At 42.6% G+C, this 18,158-nt stretch carries 17 protein-coding genes and 1 pseudogene; 10 read left to right on the top strand and 8 right to left on the bottom strand.

What is annotated here, in order from left to right:
• Positions 1–455 precede the first annotated feature (455 nt).
• The 4 genes from V3V99_03115 (at position 456) to V3V99_03130 (ending at position 3,207) form a co-directional block, all read left to right on the top strand.
• Positions 456–1,694, top strand: a complete 1,239-nt coding sequence (locus tag V3V99_03115; protein MEE9441637.1) for a mechanosensitive ion channel domain-containing protein — start codon at positions 456–458, stop codon at positions 1,692–1,694.
• A 177-nt stretch (positions 1,695–1,871) separates the two neighbouring features.
• Positions 1,872–2,192, top strand: coding sequence for a GYD domain-containing protein (locus V3V99_03120; GenBank protein MEE9441638.1), 321 nt, complete (start codon positions 1,872–1,874; stop codon positions 2,190–2,192).
• A 206-nt stretch (positions 2,193–2,398) separates the two neighbouring features.
• A complete protein-coding gene (locus V3V99_03125; GenBank protein MEE9441639.1) occupies positions 2,399–2,767 on the top strand; it encodes a DUF2089 family protein in 369 nt (122 codons plus the stop codon).
• Positions 2,768–2,769: 2 nt separating this feature from the next.
• Positions 2,770–3,207, top strand: a complete 438-nt coding sequence (locus V3V99_03130; GenBank protein ID MEE9441640.1) for a hypothetical protein — start codon at positions 2,770–2,772, stop codon at positions 3,205–3,207.
• 679 nt (positions 3,208–3,886) lie between these two features.
• On the opposite strand, the gene V3V99_03135 is transcribed toward V3V99_03130, so the two are convergent.
• Positions 3,887–4,948 (bottom strand): hypothetical protein, encoded by a 1,062-nt coding sequence (locus V3V99_03135; protein ID MEE9441641.1) that lies wholly within the window; start codon positions 4,946–4,948, stop codon positions 3,887–3,889.
• A gap of 195 nt (positions 4,949–5,143) precedes the next feature.
• Between V3V99_03135 and V3V99_03140 the strand changes: the two genes are divergently transcribed.
• Positions 5,144–5,368 (top strand): hypothetical protein, encoded by a 225-nt coding sequence (locus V3V99_03140; protein ID MEE9441642.1) that lies wholly within the window; start codon positions 5,144–5,146, stop codon positions 5,366–5,368.
• Between the two features lie 36 nt (positions 5,369–5,404).
• Here V3V99_03140 and V3V99_03145 read toward each other — a convergent pair whose 3' ends face one another.
• The gene (locus V3V99_03145) at positions 5,405–6,727 is read right to left on the bottom strand and encodes a PAS domain S-box protein (protein ID MEE9441643.1); all 1,323 of its coding nucleotides are present in this window, start codon (positions 6,725–6,727) and stop codon (positions 5,405–5,407) included.
• A 372-nt stretch (positions 6,728–7,099) separates the two neighbouring features.
• On the opposite strand from V3V99_03145, the pseudogene V3V99_03150 reads away from it, so the two are divergent.
• From V3V99_03150 to V3V99_03165, 4 genes and pseudogenes are all read left to right on the top strand, one after another.
• Positions 7,100–7,318: pseudogene (locus tag V3V99_03150) on the top strand (DUF2326 domain-containing protein).
• A 64-nt stretch (positions 7,319–7,382) separates the two neighbouring features.
• Positions 7,383–7,640 (top strand): hypothetical protein, encoded by a 258-nt coding sequence (locus V3V99_03155; GenBank protein ID MEE9441644.1) that lies wholly within the window; start codon positions 7,383–7,385, stop codon positions 7,638–7,640.
• Positions 7,641–8,323: 683 nt separating this feature from the next.
• Positions 8,324–8,719 carry a hypothetical protein gene (locus tag V3V99_03160; protein ID MEE9441645.1) on the top strand — a complete coding sequence of 132 codons (396 nt, stop codon included), beginning with the start codon at positions 8,324–8,326 and terminating at the stop codon, positions 8,717–8,719.
• A 319-nt stretch (positions 8,720–9,038) separates the two neighbouring features.
• Positions 9,039–9,854, top strand: a complete 816-nt coding sequence (locus V3V99_03165) for an IS1 family transposase (GenBank protein ID MEE9441646.1) — start codon at positions 9,039–9,041, stop codon at positions 9,852–9,854.
• Between the two features lie 260 nt (positions 9,855–10,114).
• On the opposite strand, the gene V3V99_03170 is transcribed toward V3V99_03165, so the two are convergent.
• Complete coding sequence (locus tag V3V99_03170; GenBank protein MEE9441647.1) at positions 10,115–10,780, bottom strand: class I SAM-dependent methyltransferase; 666 nt, start codon at positions 10,778–10,780, stop codon at positions 10,115–10,117.
• A 258-nt stretch (positions 10,781–11,038) separates the two neighbouring features.
• Here V3V99_03170 and V3V99_03175 point away from each other — a divergent pair, with 258 nt between their 5' ends.
• On the top strand, positions 11,039–11,536 hold the full coding sequence (locus tag V3V99_03175; protein MEE9441648.1) for a nuclear transport factor 2 family protein: 498 nt from the start codon (positions 11,039–11,041) through the stop codon (positions 11,534–11,536).
• 79 nt (positions 11,537–11,615) lie between these two features.
• Here V3V99_03175 and V3V99_03180 read toward each other — a convergent pair whose 3' ends face one another.
• The 5 genes from V3V99_03180 to V3V99_03200 form a co-directional block, all read right to left on the bottom strand.
• Positions 11,616–12,470 carry a sigma-70 family RNA polymerase sigma factor gene (locus tag V3V99_03180; GenBank protein MEE9441649.1) on the bottom strand — a complete coding sequence of 285 codons (855 nt, stop codon included), beginning with the start codon at positions 12,468–12,470 and terminating at the stop codon, positions 11,616–11,618.
• Positions 12,471–12,511: 41 nt separating this feature from the next.
• A complete protein-coding gene (locus tag V3V99_03185) occupies positions 12,512–14,008 on the bottom strand; it encodes a trypsin-like peptidase domain-containing protein (protein MEE9441650.1) in 1,497 nt (498 codons plus the stop codon).
• 201 nt (positions 14,009–14,209) lie between these two features.
• The gene (locus V3V99_03190) at positions 14,210–15,490 is read right to left on the bottom strand and encodes a hemolysin family protein (GenBank protein ID MEE9441651.1); all 1,281 of its coding nucleotides are present in this window, start codon (positions 15,488–15,490) and stop codon (positions 14,210–14,212) included.
• Positions 15,483–15,908: an rRNA maturation RNase YbeY gene (ybeY, locus tag V3V99_03195; GenBank protein ID MEE9441652.1), complete on the bottom strand. Its 426-nt coding sequence runs from the start codon at positions 15,906–15,908 to the stop codon at positions 15,483–15,485. Before ybeY ends, V3V99_03190 begins: the two co-directional genes overlap by 8 nt.
• Positions 15,908–18,145, bottom strand: a complete 2,238-nt coding sequence (locus V3V99_03200) for an HDIG domain-containing metalloprotein (GenBank protein ID MEE9441653.1) — start codon at positions 18,143–18,145, stop codon at positions 15,908–15,910. Before V3V99_03200 ends, ybeY begins: the two co-directional genes overlap by 1 nt.
• Positions 18,146–18,158 lie beyond the last annotated feature (13 nt).

The raw sequence follows: 18,158 nt of genomic DNA on the forward strand, positions 1-18,158 counted from the left end.
GCACAACAACTAAATCTTGTCGCTGTCGGAGTGGTTATACTTGACCCGGTTGCTCCCCCGAAAGAACTAAATTCTCCGAGTGTGTTCCTGAAAGGTGCACATACATTTATCCAACCAATCCCACATTGTTTCCGAATAACCCGCAGTTAGTAGTATGGATTATATAAATGATATACATAACCGCAGGGGCTTGTCGCGACGAGCCCGCGTTTGCGAGTATTTGCAATTTCAGGACAACTCGAGAGTTGTCCCTACAAAAAAACAGGCCCTCGCCTGTCGTATTTACCACCGACTTGATATGACCAAAAACGTTAATCTGAGGAAACAAACCCATTTTGAGAAATGTTCTCTACCCGTAACAGAGAAAGCTCTTGGAAATTTCTCGGAATTTAGAAATTGCTTTTTATTACCTGATTCTTATTATTGATACTAAACATTATTGAGGGAATTAGGCCATGCAGGAATATATTCAAAATTGGTTAACCGGGCTGGGTTTCTCGGAAGCGTTATCAGTGATATCAAGCTGGATAATGCTCGCGCTGGGACTAATTATTCTGGCGGCAATCGCTAATTTGGCAGCCAGAAGAATCCTGGTTTCGATTATTTCTTATGTAGTTAAAAGAAGTAAAACACAATGGGACGATATTCTTCTCAGGCATAAAGTTTTTTCCCGCCTGTCTCACCTGGCCCCCGCCCTTGTACTGTATTTCTGCGCTGATTTTTTCCCTGAGATCTCGGTTTATCTGAAAAGGTTTTCTGTGGCCTATATGGCCCTGACCGGAATGTCTGCCTTTAACGCTTTTCTGAATGCCGTCATTGATATTTATGGCACCTTTGAGATGTCCCGGCAAAAACCTATCAAAGGTTATATTCAGATTGTAAAAATAATCGGAGTTATCGCCGTAGCCATTATAACTGTCGCAACCATCATGGGGCAAAAACCCTGGGCTCTACTAACCGGCCTGGGGGCGATAACGGCCGTTATTATGCTGGTTTTTAAGGATTCCATTTTGGGATTGGCGGCCGGTATTCAATTATCGGCTAATGATATGATTAGAATTGGCGATTGGATCGAAATGCCCAAATACGGAATCGACGGTGATGTTATAGATGTCTCTCTCCACACCGTCAAAGTTCAAAATTGGGATAAAACAATTTCTTCCATACCCGCTTATACACTGGTATCCGACACGTTCAAAAACTGGCGGGGAATGTCCGATTCGGGAGGGCGCCGGATTAAACGAGCCATTAATATCGATATTAACAGCATTAAATTCTGCACCGAAGATATGATTGCCGAATTTGAAAAAATAATAATGCTGTCCGAATATATTCAAAACAAACGGATCGAATTAAAAACTCACAATGAGAAATTGGGAATCTCAGGTTCAAACCTTGCCGACGCGCGCAATCTGACTAATATCGGAACCCTGCGGGCCTATATCGCGGCCTACCTGCGAAACCATCCGATGATAAACAAAGACATGACGTTTCTAATCCGCCAGCTCCAACCGGGAGAGCATGGATTACCGTTAGAAATCTATGTTTTCAGCTCGGACAAAGATTGGATTAGATATGAGGGAATTCAATCGGATATTTTTGATCATTTTTTGGCCGCCATCCCATTATTCGATTTGAAAGTATTTCAATATCCGACCGGAATCGATATTCAAAACGTATTAAGCAAAAAATAGTTGGCAGTTTCGGAGGTAGCTCAAATATAAAATAGGTTTAGTTTTTTGGCTTCTAAAATCATCTCTTAAATCGTATATATTTTGGAGTTAGGTCTTTCCGGACTGATTCATAGATTCCAGACAACTCGACAAAATAAATTATTCCGCGCTCAGGGAGTTTTACAGGGAGGTTGTTTTATGAAAACATTTGTTTTAATGACAAAAATAACAAAGGCGGATGCCAATCTGATTGAAGTTGCCTCAAAACTTAGAGACCGCGAAGGCGAAGCGCGGACATGGCTTACCGAAATTAAACAAAAATGCCCTGAAGTAACATTCCTGGCGCATTATGCGCTTCTGGGTACCTGGGATTTTATGGATATATATGAGGCCCCTGATGAAGAAACCGCGGTTAAAGTTTCCCTTATTACCCGGTCTCACGGCGCTCATGTAGTCGAAAGCTGGCCCGCGATCCCCAATGACAGGATTATGGAATTGACAAAAGAGCTGCAGGATTAATTAGGTTTTTATATATCAATTAGTATGTGAACATCCACAAAGTACCTGAAAAATCCACTAATTTCGTCAAAAATCAATCCATTTCTCAAGATTTCTTAAAATTATTGATAAATTCATTGTGTTTCATAAAATAATTCAATATTATATTGAACAATTTTAATGTTTGATCGTACAAGATATTAAGAATATTAATCGGAGGGAATAAAATGGCACACGATTGGCAGGAATTAACCAGGCTTACCGGGAATGAAGAAATTGTCATAAAGAAGGTCGGATTGGCCAATACCGGAATTGAAATAAACGGCGAATTTGATTTACCGCCTTTGGCAAGATTAACTGCCGATGAGCAAATATTTATTGCCGCTTTCGTTCGCTGTCACGGCTCAATTACGCAAATGGAGAAGTTTTTTGGTATCAGTTACCCGACGGTAAAAAACCGATTGAATAAAATATCATCATCTCTCGATTTTATCGAGATCAACCCCACATCCGGGTCTATCGAGATTCTTAACAGCATTGAACGGGGCGAAATTTCGGTTAAAGAAGCTTTGAAAATAATGGAGAAAGGAGAATAGTCATGTCAGAAGAAAGACTAAAAATCCTCAACATGGTCGCCGAGGGGAAAATCACGGCCGAAGAGGCGGAGAAATTGCTTGACGCTCTGGACCAAGAACAAAACGACGCAGCGGTTGCATCAACCAAAACAAAAACACGAAAACCAAAAAGTTTAAGAATCATGGTTGAGCCTAAAAATGGCCAAGGCGCCGGAGGCCGCCATGGAGACTGGGTCAATATTAAAGTACCGATAATGCTTATCAAGGCTGGCATGAAGCTCGGCTCTATTCTGCCGAATGGCCACAAGGAAAAAATCAGCAATCATTTCAAAGATAAAGGAATTAATATTGACCTCAATAACCTCGACTCCAATGCCATCGACAATCTTTTGATGGGATTAAAAGAAACCAGCATAGTCGTCGATGACGAAAAAGAAACCGTAAAGATATTCTGCGAATAATCACAAATGAAATTCCCGATGATAATTGCCATCGGGAATTAAAACGGCGGGCGTCAAGGTTACGTCCGCGATGCCAAATAATCTTATTTAATCCACGTACTAATATTACTCGTATAAAAAAAGTGCCCGATCGAACTGGAGGCGCAGTGCTCTTATGCGCTCTTGGGGGGGAATGCGCCGCCGAGGGGATCCGTTCGAAACGAGCACATTTGTAGTTTACAATAAAATGTGTTTTAGGCATTTGGCAAGAGGGTAATTTTGGGCATTTATAGGGTACGATATATACCTTATTTTATATACGATTAATGACACAGTTATTAGTTGTTTCTAAAATCTCTTATTTAACAATGAGTTGCATATCATTACCTTAAGTTTTGGCTTACTTCATTGATTGAAGATATGATGCGAGGTTTACCTTTTTATTATTTATACCTAATTTTTTTCTTATAATTGACCGCTGTTTCAGAACAGTTTGTGGTGAAATACTTAATGAAAGTGCAATTTGTTTGCAGCTCATACCGTTTTTAATAAGGGTACAGACTTCCACCTCCCGTAGGGTAAGATGTGAGTATTCGCTTTCAAGTTGATTAGCGAATGGTGCCGCATAGTAGAATGAAATTATAAACAAAAAAGCCCGATGAGAGTATCGGGCTTTTTAATAATTTACGCATTAATAAATTTATTGGCCAACTCCCTCAGAATCATTAAATGAATGAGACGGTTTACGGCAGCGTTGTTTCCAAATTCCGCTCAAAGGCAGTTCCAAAATTGTGGGATCAATGGCCATATCGCCGAATTCACCGGCGATATTACCGTGAGTACCGTCCATAATATTACGATAATATCCCATGAAGACGCCATGCGATTCACCGCACATCGGGCACAATCTCAAATCATCATAATACCAGCAACCTTTGACTTCGGCAATTACGTGGTCGGTAATATAACCCGAAACGCTCCCAAAAAATCTTCCACGGCCACTGTCATCAGTCCAGAACATACCCGTGAAATAACCAAACGGTTCGCCAAAACGATCAATCCAGAGAGCCTCAATTCTCCCTTTACCTGATCCAAATGATTCTTTTATCCATTTACCTTCCATTAATCCACCCTGGCAATTGTTATCCCATACCAGGCGGGAGTGAATCCCGACGCCGCCGCTATTACTGGTGGGATAATAGGCGTCAAGTTTAGCCAGTTTTTCAAAGGGAAATTCAAGAGTAATTTGTTCGGTTTTAAAGGTCAAAATCGGCGCGGCAAAATAATAAACACTCTTATCGAAAAATACCAAAAAGCTGATGCCGTCCAAATCCAAACCAGTATATGAAACCCATGATTCCGAAGTAGGAATATTATCAAACAGTAATTCATCTTGGCCTCGCTCAAAATCAATTAGGAAAGAAACCTTGATTTCTCCGACGCCATTGAATGACAGACTGCCCGACCAATCATCGAGAGCATTATCAATATCAGTTCCCGGCATGAAATTACCCCAAAGGAGCGTCACGGAATATATGTCATAGTCTCCGGATAATGTTTCGGTAATGTTTCCGGAAGCGTCAAGGCTGTTTTCGGTCCAATTTTCCTCATCGGGGACATACTGTTCCATAATCTTTAGGACGTCTTCCGGAACAATTTCCGGATTTTCAATTGCGGGAGATACCGGATCGATATTTTTCTCACCGCATCCGGAGAACGCAATTAATACGCATAATATTGGAAGAAAGAATAATTTTCGCATAACCTCACCTCATTTTTTTAAGCTCTGGCAGCGTTAGCTGTAGCAAAGAAGATATAATTTTAGCCACCCCTATAATTATAATTCGAGCGATCTGTTTATCCAAGAGATTTTTATTACAGAAAATCAGTTAATTCCGGTTGAATATTTTAAGGGCGGTTTTGTATATTTATTGATGATTATAAAAAGGAGGGAATTATGGAACCTAATATGGAATATATCGCGGTCGCAATTGTTCTGGCCATACTTATACCCTTGGTTCCCTACATCGTGAAAGTCAGAATCCGTGTACTCAATTGGTTGAGATTAAAAGGCTTGGCAAAGGTACATGAAAAAGGATTCAGGCCTATAGTAATTACTATTCGAAGCCTTTTGCTCGTTCTGGCAGTTTATCTTCTTCTTCTCGGTTTTAATGTCGTTTAATTTTGATCTATGATGTTCTCAGCTTGAAAATTTTAATTACGTTTTTATTTTACTCATGGAATGTAAATATGACGCGAGATTTATTTTTTTATTGGATAGTCCCAATTTTTTACGAATGAGCGTCCGTTGTTTTAAAACCGTCTGGACCGAAATATTCAAGGAGGCGGAAATCTCTTTGCAACTCATCCCGCTTTTTACCATGTTGCAAATTTCCATCTGACGTAAAGTAAGGTGGGAATATTCAGACTCGAGATGACCAATAAAGGGAGATGTGATATCCGAAAGACTGCTTTTCAAAAGTCTGACATAGCTATCCATATCACTCGAGGATTTATCGGATAGGCCGTTAATAATCGGAATGATGATTCGGTCGATATTTGCCTTTATTTGCCCGGCCAGCCGATCCTTACCGGCTTCAATTTGTTCGAGTACCTCTTTGAGAGCGATATTTTTCTGATGGAGCGCCTGCCGCTCAATACGTAATTCCTCGTTGTAGGTTCGGAGCTTTTCTTCACTCTTTCTCAGCGCCTCTTCCACCCGCTTACGCTCGGTGATGTCTGTAAGAGTACCTATAAAGCCGATTATATTTTCATTCTGATCTATTAAAGCCGAGAAGTTGCTCGACACCCAGGTAGTCTTCCTGTACTCATCCTGAGAGATGAACCTGAACTCGATGTCAAAACTGCTTTCTCCCTTTATTGTCTGATGCCATACATGATAGACTTCTTCCCGCTCATCAGGATGTATCGCCCTGGCCCATCCATCGCCATAATGCTCTTCTACTTTCATGCCGGTGAATTTGCAGATCAGTTCATTTACATAGATACCGTTACCATGCGCATCTGCCTGGAAAATGCCAACCGGGCTGAGTGATGTCAATGAACGAAAACGCTCTTCACTCTCTCGTATTGTTTCTTCGGCTCGCTGCAGATGTGTAACATCACGCACAATACCGCAGATAGCTTTGATGTTTCCCTTTGAATCGAAAACAGGCGTTTGAACCGTGTGAAATGTTCGCTCAATACCATTGATCCTGAGGGTTCTTTTCGCATTAACGGTTTGACCCTCTAAAACAGGCTTATCTACCGATGCGATTATCCTGGCCTCATCTTCGCCGAATACCTCTACTGGTGCTTTTCCGATTAGCTCTGAAGCCAGCATGCCAAGCGTGCGTTCCATGGCGGGATTCACAAAGGTATATCTGAAATCAATACCTTTAATAAAGATTGAATCTTCCGCCGTGTCGGTAATAGCCTCGAGCGCTTCCTTGGACTCTGTTAAACTCGCGACCATACCTTCAAGTTCATTAACTCGCTTTATTAGCTTTTGAATTTCGACTTCGCGTTCAGTTTCGCTCATAAATTTATCCTCCGGCATATAAAACTCCGACCGCCCGATTTATTCCGGCTAAAACGATGAAATTACATCTCCCGGTTAAACCTACTCCATTAATAATGAGCGCAAGATTATTTTTGTCAACACGTTATATTGAATCTCTGATGATGGACACACCGCACCATGAATGTACGGAATTAGCCGTTTACCCAAATTTGAGCCGGTAATTTCCCCCCAAATGAAATTTCGATATCCTTATAAAATCACCAGTTAAGCCAACATGAGTCACAAAAAAAAGGATGGAAGATCAATTTTCTTCCACCATTTCCAATTACCTAAATAGTGTTTTCATCCTCTTTTTGGCATAGAGAACGAATTCATATTGAAGTCCGAACACGATCACTCTTTGCCTACTTCATCCGACGACAACTCAGTGGAGCTTTCACGACGCCGGAAAAACAGGCAACGATGCAGCAGGCCGGAGATTATCAAGTGGCTCTCATGTTTCTCTTGGACTTGGACTGGAAGATAGCCAGTGATTGGCAACAAGTACGCGATCGCGAAAAGACCCTGAAGGAGTTGAAGAAGGCGGTTGGTGCCGAGGTTTTCGGGAATTTTAGGTACTGTCCTAATTTCAGGCTGATTAAGTATTTACCGATAAGTTGATAAAGGAGATAAAATGACATTTGATACAAAAATACGAGCTAAGGCTGAAGGATTAAAAAAATTACTCCAGCAGGAATATCCTGAACTCTTAAATAAAAAGGCGAGCATTAAAAATGGCTCGCCTGAATCAGGTTATTGGTATTTGGGCTATTATGTAGCCCTATGTGATGTTCTTCGTCTGATGGATGAAGAACTTGAAAACGCTACAAGCGGGTGCAATTCGGTACTGGACAGGGATAGTTTGTTCCGTCCGGCGTGTCCGGGTGATTAGGATTATTCTTCGGTCTAAATGCGTGCCATATTTTGCATTCATACTCATAGCATTCTTTAGATGTCCCAAGAAACCCATATTTATAAGTCCTATATTTCTTGAGAGGTAAATATTGGTGCAACCGATTATTAAGGTTGTCATCTGAACGCCCGATTCTTTGAACATGAAATGTCCCATCCGTTCCAACATAACCCAGGGCGTATGCCCCAATTCCCACTTGGTCAACATGGGTATCTATCCCTTCGCTGGTTAATAGATACGGCCCATGCAATCTTGTCGAAGGCATGATTTGCCTCCTTTCTGGGGATATACTCCCCCCTCTGCATTTTATCAAAAACGCTTGACAAAACTATTAAAAATGTTTACTATGGATAAAGCGTTACCGGCCAATCCAGTCTGTCCCAGTCGGCATTGTGTTTTTACTGGCGACTGGATCAGCCAGTAGGTAAATTATCCAAACCCAGAGTCCTCACAAGATTCTGGGTTTTTTCACTCATCAAGATAATAGTTCAAAAACCGAAATGCAACATAAAAATAAAAAATAATGAGCCCCCCTCTTTCAGATTTTTCAGATTCTTTCGTTTTCTTCGTTTTTTCTCACTTTTTTCTCATTTCCCCTTGACAGAGAATAAAAATATCCGTATATTTGGATGAGCGAAAAGAATTTGTTTTGGAGGTAAAAAATGTTACTGTCTATGCAGGCCCTGATTGAAACTGAACAAAAGCTAAGAGCAATTATTGACCACGCTCAGCAAGAGCTTGAAGCTGTTCAGTTATTAATTAAAGGTCATGAATTACGTAGTGAGGAAGCTGATAGTGGCTCTAAGAAACAAACACTACATCAATCAATGCTATATCAGATTGAACGTTTTCAAGGTAAATGGTTTACGGGTCGGCAAATTACAGACCGCCTTATTTCGGCGGGAATAAGAAAAGAAACTGAAAGAGCCAGAGTTCAATCAATTCTCGCAAACTACCTGAAAAAATTAAGTGATAAGGGCAAATTGGAAAGAAAAAATGTAAAACCTGAGAGTCAGCGAGGCAGATTCGAATATAGGCAAATAACTAAAGAGGATTGACATTAAAAAAGCTGAGCGTGGTAGCGCTCAGCTAAAACCCGGAAAACGACAAGACGAAAAAAATTTATTATGAGGCTTTCCTATGTCAAGATACAAATTATTAAACATGCTGTCAAGCACTAATTGCTTGGCGCGTCCGCCACCACCATAATCCCTAAAAATACAGGCTCAGGGCGGTAATAATGCCGCTCTGGGCCGCCTTTAAACACCCGCCCGATGCGCGAACATCGGGACGGGGTAGCATTAACTGCACGGACAGGCCGTACAGCCAAGCATATAAAATATCGGCTTTCCCGTGCAAAAAGTCAAGAGGAAAGCCATGAACCAACTTAAATGCGAGAAACAGAAAATGGTCTTGAGCCTTTTAGTCGAAGGAAATAGTATTCGCGGAATCGAAAGAATTACTGGTTCCCATCGTGATACAATTACCCGTTTAATGATTTCGGTTAGTGAGGCTTGCAGATATGATATGTATAACAGATTCCGCAATCTTAAATGTAATTATATTGAGGTTGATGAAATTTGGACTTACGTCGCTAAAAAGCAAAAGCGGTTAACAGAGGCCGAATTGAATAATGGTTGTCAAAAGGGCGATCAATACGTTTTTGTGGCTTTAGACCGTGAAACTAAACTTGTCCCCGCATTTTATATTGGAAAGCGAAACAATCTAAGTACTTATAGTTTTATTGCCGAATTGAGCAAGCGGATTAATGGCCGCTTCCAATTGACAACTGATATGTACCGACCTTATATCGATGCTGTAATTTGGACTTTTGGCCGCTCAGTCAATTACGCCATGCTTAGAAAGCTCTATCATGGTGATGGCTCTGGCCGCGAGGGTTATAGCCCATCCCGGTTACGGGGAACTGATACAAGCATAATAGTAGGCGATCCCAAACCTGAAAAGATTTGTACGTCATATATTGAGAGGCAAAACTTGACGATACGTACACAACTCAGGCGATTTACACGGTTAACCAATGCTTTTTCTAAGACGGTCGAGAATCTAAAGGCGGCCATTGCCCTGCATTTTTGGCATTATAATTTTATGAGAATCCATAGTACCCTGAAAATGACTCCGGCTATGGCGGCGGGAATTAAAAATAATATTGCAATTTGGGATGAAGTTTTGTAAGTTCAAATTAGGACAGTACCGAATTTTATTGGTAAGGCCTCAGACGACAACACCATCGACGCTGCAGTGATTCGAGAATTGGAGACTGCGTTACAGGCAGAAGCACCGCCATCACTAACCTACTTGGAATCGATTTATACGGAAGCCGGGGTAGTCCTGCCTGGGTTATCCTGCGCTGTAAGAGGAATAGTGCTATGTAATTATAGGGATTCTTTCAAAATATCGAGCTAATAATGTTGAGGTTGTGCACGTCCCGTTGATTAATTACTTGATTGCCGAGCGACGTAGATCTTAAATAATATATTATCGTCGCGGCCTTTCTCACCATCGGGAATTAAAATCTTCTGAATTTTTATCATCTCAAAATTATGGCCTTTTAACAGTCTCATTATGTAGCTGTCATAATGCACGATTATCGGCTCACCCCATGAAGTTGGCTTTTCCATGTATTCGGGATTACTCCCGTCCTTTGTTTTTATGTCGATTGTATCCGGGGCACCAATCGTAAATGCAAAAATGCCGTTTGGCTTGATAATGCGGTTAACGTCATTAAAAATCGATGTCAACTCGCCAAAAAAATGGAATACACTGCACGAAATCACGTAGTCAAAAAAGTTATCACCATAAGGATAAGGCGGATTGAGAATATCATGTTTTTTCAGTTCTCTGGCAAAAGATTTTGAGTCACATATTTTGAGCATTTTCGTCGATCCATCGAATCCATAAACCTGCAAACCAGCCTTTGCAAATGGCAGGGAGGCCAAACCGGTGCCAATGCCTATATCAAGTAAATACTGGTTTTCGTTTATGAATTCGTAGCACATTCCAAAGAGAATATCGTGAACATAATATTCGTAGTCGCGAACCTGCTGGTCATATTGAGAGGCTTCTCTGTCATGGGTATTTATCACATCTCTTTTTTTCATATGATACTTCTTTCCCTAATAGATAAGTCTATATTAATTCTTATTAGTGGTTTAAGCAACCAATATTGTTTTAGCGAGTAGGGCAGAAGTTGAAAACTCCTGCTCTACACTTTTGTTTGCGCACGTGGACGTATGCCAATCATGAATAATGGATTCCATTGACGGGGCGTTTTAATTTTGGATAAACTACTGATAAAATCGTCATCTATAAGAATAAGGTCAATCTAAATCCAGGGGACATTGGGGAGGAGGATATGTATGATATACAAGTCACTTTTCATTCTGCTCACTCTATTTTTAATACTAACAGGAGGATGTCAGGAAATGAGTCACGAAGAAACTTCGGCTGTCGAATTGCCGGTAATTGAAAAAGTAATTCACGCCAGTATCGGCTGGGCAGGAAATAAGGATAAAGATTTACTCTATAGCGGCATGGCTGATGATGAAAAATTGTTCTGGTTTTCACCCGACAATGCCGGTACGATTAAAGGCCGCAAGGCATTCGAAAACCTGACGGAAAACTTCTTCATGCTTGAAGATTTCAAAGCCGTCAGATACGAAATCAAGGAACTGGAAATAAACTTTTCTCAATCAGGTGATGTGGCCTGGTATCATGCGCGACTTGATGATTATAATACATGGAAGGGACAGCCGGCCAACTGGGAAGACGTTCGTTGGACAGGTGTCTTGGAAAAACGGGGTGGTAACTGGGTAATAGTTCAGATGCATTTTTCAGACGCGACAGATAAAAAATAATATTGTTATGTGCGGACAAAATAAAAACCCCCGCCTTTTCAAGCGGGGGTTTTTGATTTAGACATAAATTGGTTTTTTCTTAACTCAAATATGCTCGAAGCGAGCGGCTGCGCGAAGCATGGCGCAAACGCCGAATCGCTTTTTCTTTAATCTGCCGGACTCGTTCACGGGTCAGATTAAAACGGGTGCCGATTTCTTCCAGCGTCAGCGCTTTTTCCGCGTTGAGGCCGAAATAGAGGTTGATGACCTCGGCTTCACGAGGCGTCAGAGTATCCAAAGCCTTGTCGATTTCTACCCGGAGCGACATATCCAGAAGCGCTTCATCGGGTCCCGGCTGATACTCATCCTCGAGAATATCAATCAGCGAATTATCTTCGGAGACCGAAAACGGCTGATCCAAAGACAGATGCGTGTTGGAAATCTTCAGCGTATCCGACACTTCGTTTTCGGAAAGCTCCAGCTTTTTGGCAATTTCCTCGGGCGACGGATTGCGTCCGTAGGTTTGCTCGAGGCGGGATGATACCTTGCCGATTTTGTGCAGGGTACCGACCCGGTTCAGGGGAAGCCTGACGATCCGGCTCTGTTCGGCCAGAGCCTGCAAAATCGCCTGACGTATCCACCAGACCGCGTACGAAATGAACTTAAAACCGCGCGTTTCATCAAAACGCTTGGCGGCTTTAATAAGGCCGATATTCCCCTCATTGATTAAATCCGCCAGAGAGAGACCCTGATTCTGGTAATTTTTGGCCACGCTGACAACGAAGCGCAAATTGGCTTTGGTCAGTTTTTCCAAAGCGGTTTTGTCGCCTTTGCGAATGCGTTGGGCCAACTTAACTTCCTCCTGAGCGGTGATCAACGGGGTGGATCCTATTTCACGCAAGTACAGATCCAGGGAACGGTCTTCGTCCCGATATCGTCTCGATTGTTTAGCCACTTAGTTTAAGGCTCCTCCTTCATCTATATGTTATGGGAAAACTACCGATTTGGTCTGATGCCAACCCAGCGAGTATTTCCCTCGGTATCGTAGATTATAAACGAAATTGATTTTTTTCTATCTGTCAATTTATCCACCGCTTCGCGATAATCGCGAATATCGTTTATCTCAAATCTGTCGATCTCTACTATAACTACGCCGGGAACGATGTTTCTGTTGTAGGCCGGTGAACCAACGGCTACATTGGTCACGATTACCCCTCCCGACGGAGGACAATCAACGCCGAGTTGATTGGCAACTTGGGGCGAACAATCAGCAACTTCCATGCCCAGCCAGTAATCTTCGGAATAAGGCTGCTGGCGCGGTGAATTAACCGTTTGAAGGGCAAGGTTTCTATTGCCGATCAAAGCTTTGAGATTTAATGGTTCGCCGTTTCGCACTAATTCCAGGTCAACCGTATCGCCGATGGGAGTACTGGCGACCTGGAAACTGAAATCATCGGAATTTTTAATCGAATGTCCGTCGAATTTTACCAGAATATCCCGTGGTTTCAAACCCGCTCTTGATGCCGGCGAGTTGCGTAGAACCTGCTCAAACATCACCGCCTGTCCTTCAATATTCAGTTCTTCCGCCATTTCATAAGGGACGTCAATGGCGCTGACACCCAGCCATCCGCGCGAGACGTTTCCGTGAGCGATTAAATCAGGAACGATGGCTCGTGCGAAATCGATAGGGATCGCAAATCCGATACCGACCGAAACCCCCGTTGGGGACGAGATCGCGGCGTTAACTCCAATAGCTTCTCCCTTAAGATTTAGAAGCGGCCCGCCCGAGTTTCCGGGATTAATTGTGGCGTCGGTTTGAATATAGTCCTGGTAAATGACATTGCCGTCGGCAAAGCGAAAGTTGCGCCGCCCGGTCGCCGATACGACTCCGGCGGTGACGGTCCTGTCAAGCCCTGTCTGAGGGAAGGGATTACCAATAGCGACAACCCATTCTCCGATTTGCAAATCTTTAGAATGTCCGAATGGAATTACCGGCAAGTCGCTGCGAGGCTTAATTTTCAAAACGGCTAAATCGGTTTCGGGATCGTTTCCGATCACTTCAGCCTCATAAACGGCATTGTCCGAAGTGGTTACCTGAACTCGGTCGGAGCCGGAGATGACATGATTATTTGTCAGGATATAGCCATCTTCCCGGAAGATAAATCCGGTTCCAAAAGATTTTTGCGTCCGGGGATGTTGCAGTCCAAAAAATCGGAAATATTCATCGATTCCATATCCGCGACGTTCGGATTCCGCCGTAATATTCACTACCGCATCGCGAGCCTTTGAGACAACTTCGATAAAAGGAGTCGAAAAATCAACCGGACGGTCGGAAGTTGAATCCTGAGTGTTAAAATCGGTTCTGTTCTCGGCCACCGGTTTTGCCGGCAGATCAATCATTGAAGCGATGATGATGCCGACGAAAATATACAATATGGCAAACAGCACTGAAGAAACAAAGCGCCTTCTGGCGCCAAAAATCCCCGCTCTCAATTTGTTTCCTCCAAAAATGGATAGCTTCTTATAATAAGACTATTTTTCTCTCTGTCAAGTTTAAAATTAATTTTCATCACACTCAATATTCTTTTTACGGAATTTGACACAACCCGGTTCCGTCCGATTTAAAATATTAATACGTCGGCAAAAGTTCCCAAATTATACGATTTTTCACAAATTTAGTTGGATTTTTTTGGTTTATTGGCCCGTGGAATGACTGGGAATGACCAAAACTCTAACAATTCTTTGGCCGTCGAGTTGCGTTACGGTGAGTTTGCAGTTCTTCCAGTGGAGCGAAGCGCCTTCTGAGGGAACCGAGCCGACCTCATCGTAAATCATTCCCCCGACGGTCTCAAAATCTTTCTGTTGCAGCTCAATTTCGAGTTCATCGGCGAGGTCTTCCAGTGGACAGGTACCGGAAACTTCGAGGTTTCCGTTGTCCAATCTGACAATATCGCGTACGTGTTCAGGATCGTGCTCGTCTTCGATTTCACCGACAATTTCCTCAAGGATATCTTCCAGCGTGACAAGACCGGAAACTCCCCCAAATTCGTCAATAACGATAGCCAGATGGGTCTTTGCTTTTCTAAATTCAGCCAGAAGCTCGTCGATTTTCCTGTGCTCACCGATAACCAAAGGCTGGCGAATATGGTCTTTTAATGTGAAATTCTTTCTGGCCGACTCATTCAGGAGGAGCAGGTCTTTAACATATAGCACCCCGATGATATTGTCAATCGATTCCTTGTAAACGGGATAACGAGAATATCCGAATTCTCCGACGGTTTTTTGTATTTCGCCAAGCGTAGCGTTTATCTCAATTCCGGTGATATAAACGCGGGGAATCATAATCTCTTCAGCCTCGGTTACGTCAAGCTGGAAAATCTGATGAATCATCTCCTTCTCGTCTTCTTCAATGATTGGCGAAGAAATCCCGGCTGATTCGGCGAGGGTTTCGATGGCTCTTTCGACGATATCATCTTTTTGCTCTTCAGTAATGTCTTCGGGCTGATCCGAAGGAGAGATTCTCGATAAAACTCTGATAGCGGGTGAGAACAGGATGTAAATTAGATTCATTAAAGGAAGAAAGCGGATTAGCTTGCTGTGGGCTTGCTCAATGGTAATTCTGCGGGGCAAATATATAAAAAACGTCGCCGTCAATATCCAGAATAATGGAATTATGATGACATAAAGACCAAAAGAAGGCATAAGATTTAGCTGCTCCAGATCCAAAACCGTCAGAATAGCAACAGCTCCCAAAAGGATTGAAACCGAAACGCGTATCAGTCTGCCAATTTGAAAAAAGACCCTGGGATTGGAGATAAATTTCTCCAGTCGTTGCCGTTTGCGGTCTGAAATTTCAGGAAATATCTCTTTGACCTCATCGGGATCGATATAGATGGCGTTCGTATAAACCGAAACCAGATAGCCCAAAAATAGCAAAATACCAGAACCAATTATATAGAATAATAATTCAAGCATTTTTCAACTCGGTGAATTTGGATAAATACTTATCTTCAAAGTTTCTCATGTTTTCTCTATCAGCCTTTTTTGAATGCTCATAACCGCATAAATGTAAAACGCCGTGACAAACCAGGCGCAGGATTTCATTTCTCAAAGGGACGCAATAGTCGTTTGCCTGTCGCCGGGCAGTATCAATGGAAACGTAAATTTCGCCCAATATTTCCAGTTCCGGGTCAGAATTGAATGATAATACATCGGTGGGTTGGTGTTTTTGTCGGAACCGGGAGTTGAGTTCGGTAATATATGCGTCATCGGTGAAAATTATATTAACCGGGAGTTTTACTTTTTCTTTGCGAATGATATAATCAGCCAGGGCAATTGATTCCTTTCGGGGGAGTCGGCCGCGCTGATTGGAAAATAATCGACTTTCGTCCATTATTCGACTTCTTCTCCTTCTTTTTTTGGATAGGGGATTCGATGATGAAAAACGCCGATGAGTATTTTGACAAAGGCTTCACGGATATCATTTAAATCTTTTAATGTCAACTCACATTGGGTTAGTTCGCCGGAAGTAAACTTGTTATTGATCAGTTTCTGTATCAGGTTTTTAATTCGAGCCGAGGTGGGGTTATCGAGAGTACGACTGGCGGCTTCGGTGGAATCAGCCAGCATAATAATCGCCGTTTCCTTTGATTGAGGTTTTGGGCCGGGGTAACGAAAATCATCATCCGAATCAATTGGCAAATCCATTTCCCTGGCCTTATTGTAAAAATAAGACATCTGAGTTGTCCCGTGATGTTCATCAATAAAACTCAATACGGCATCGGGCAGCCCGGCTTCTTCACCAAATAATCGGCCTTTTTTGACGTGAGAAGCCAGAACCAGGGCGGACATTGTCGGATTGAGCGAATCATGTTTTGACTTAATACCCAGCTGGTTTTCAACAAAATACTCGGGTATGTCCATTTTTCCGATATCATGATAATAGGCTCCGACCCGGGCCAGAAGAGGATTGGCGCCGATGTCTTTGGCGGCCGCTTCACCCAGGTTTCCGACGATGATGGAATGATGATACGTGCCGGGCGCTTCCATGGCCAGTCTCTTTAATAAAGGCTGATTCAAATCCGCCAATTCCAGAAGAGTGATATTAGTAGAAAATCCGAATAATGATTCAAAAAACGGCAAGATTCCGATAGTCAATAGGGGCGCGATGAGGCCATTTGCCAAACCGTAACCGACATTGGTCCATAAATCCTCAGCAGGGGATAATTTCAACGATTCCACAACCGCCGCTATGATAGCATAAGAGAGAGACAGCGTAATTATAATGCGATAAAATTCGCTTCGCCGCCTGACTTCACCGGCAGAGAAGCAGGCGACGCAGCCGGCAATGGCGGTTATCAAAGTTATGGAAAAATTGAAACGATTCAATATTCCCAACAGAAGCGCGACTAACAATGTGACAAGAATGCCCAGGCGGGCATCAAAAAGAACCGAAATTAAGATTGATAAGATTGCAATAGGGTAGAGATAGACCGACGGAACCAATCGCACACCAACGAAATTTACAAGAAAAAGTTCCAGGCCGATTATAATCAAAACCGCCAGCATCTTATTATTTGACCAATAGACATCGGGACGGAAATGGTAAAAGAATAAGTAGAGCAGAAGAATGACCGAAAAGACCAAAACCAGCCTTGATAAAATCGGCAATATGGCTTGGAACCAGCCTCTTTCGGCCGCCTGTTTTTGAAGTTCCAGGGCGTAGGCATCCAATATACCGGCTTGGGAGGCATCAACCCTAACGCCGCGTCTAATAATTAAATCCCCACTAGAAACATGCTTTTCGATGGTTGATATATTCGCCACCGAACTATCCCGGGCGGCATTGGTCGTTTCCGCGTTGAAGCTGGCATTTGGCAATATAAAATGGCGACTTATTTGATACAGCGTTTCCAGTTCCTGGTCGGATATATCGGGATAATTAGTCATTGTTTCCAATAACTTATTATAGGCGCCCTGAAGATCAATCAACTGATTGCGAATCATCAGAAGATACCGTCCGGGCTTTTTCATAATAATTGAATTGAATTCGGACGGAGGCATAGTCGCGCGATCATTTATCACTCCATAATAATAAATGCTGTCGGTTAATATTGTGTCAAGCAATCCCGCGAATTTTAGCGGATCATCGTGATTTACTAAACTCTCCAGCCATCTTGATGGAATAAAGGAAAAATCCTCGGTCAGGATTTTTATGGTTGAATCGATAGATAGGTCCGGCAAAGACTTCAAAGAGTCAGCCATAATAAACAAGAGATTAAGATCCCTTTTGCTGTTACTCGCGACTTCTTCTCGGTAATTAAAAAACAGCGGTGTACTGCGAATAGCCAGCGTTCGTTCCTCTTCAAGCTGGGCGCGATCTTTCTGAATATCAAACGAGAAATCCGCAATAATATTATCGAGGGCAATTTCCCCTTCAATCGGGACATCGAGCGGACCGCGCATGTCTTTTAAAGGATAAAGCAAAGTGATGAGAATAATCGAGATAATACCCATGAGGAATTTGACCAGCAGGCGGCTGCGTTTCTGAGCCGCAACCATGTCAATTTCCTCTTTGACCTTAAAAGTGCGCTTTATAACACGCTTAAGTTTTAGGAGCGGTATTCTCATCCTTGTTTTTTTA

The sequence above is a fragment of the Candidatus Zixiibacteriota bacterium genome, assembly GCA_036480375.1.
In the GTDB taxonomy this organism is placed as follows: domain Bacteria; phylum Zixibacteria; class MSB-5A5; order GN15; family JAAZOE01; genus JAZGGI01.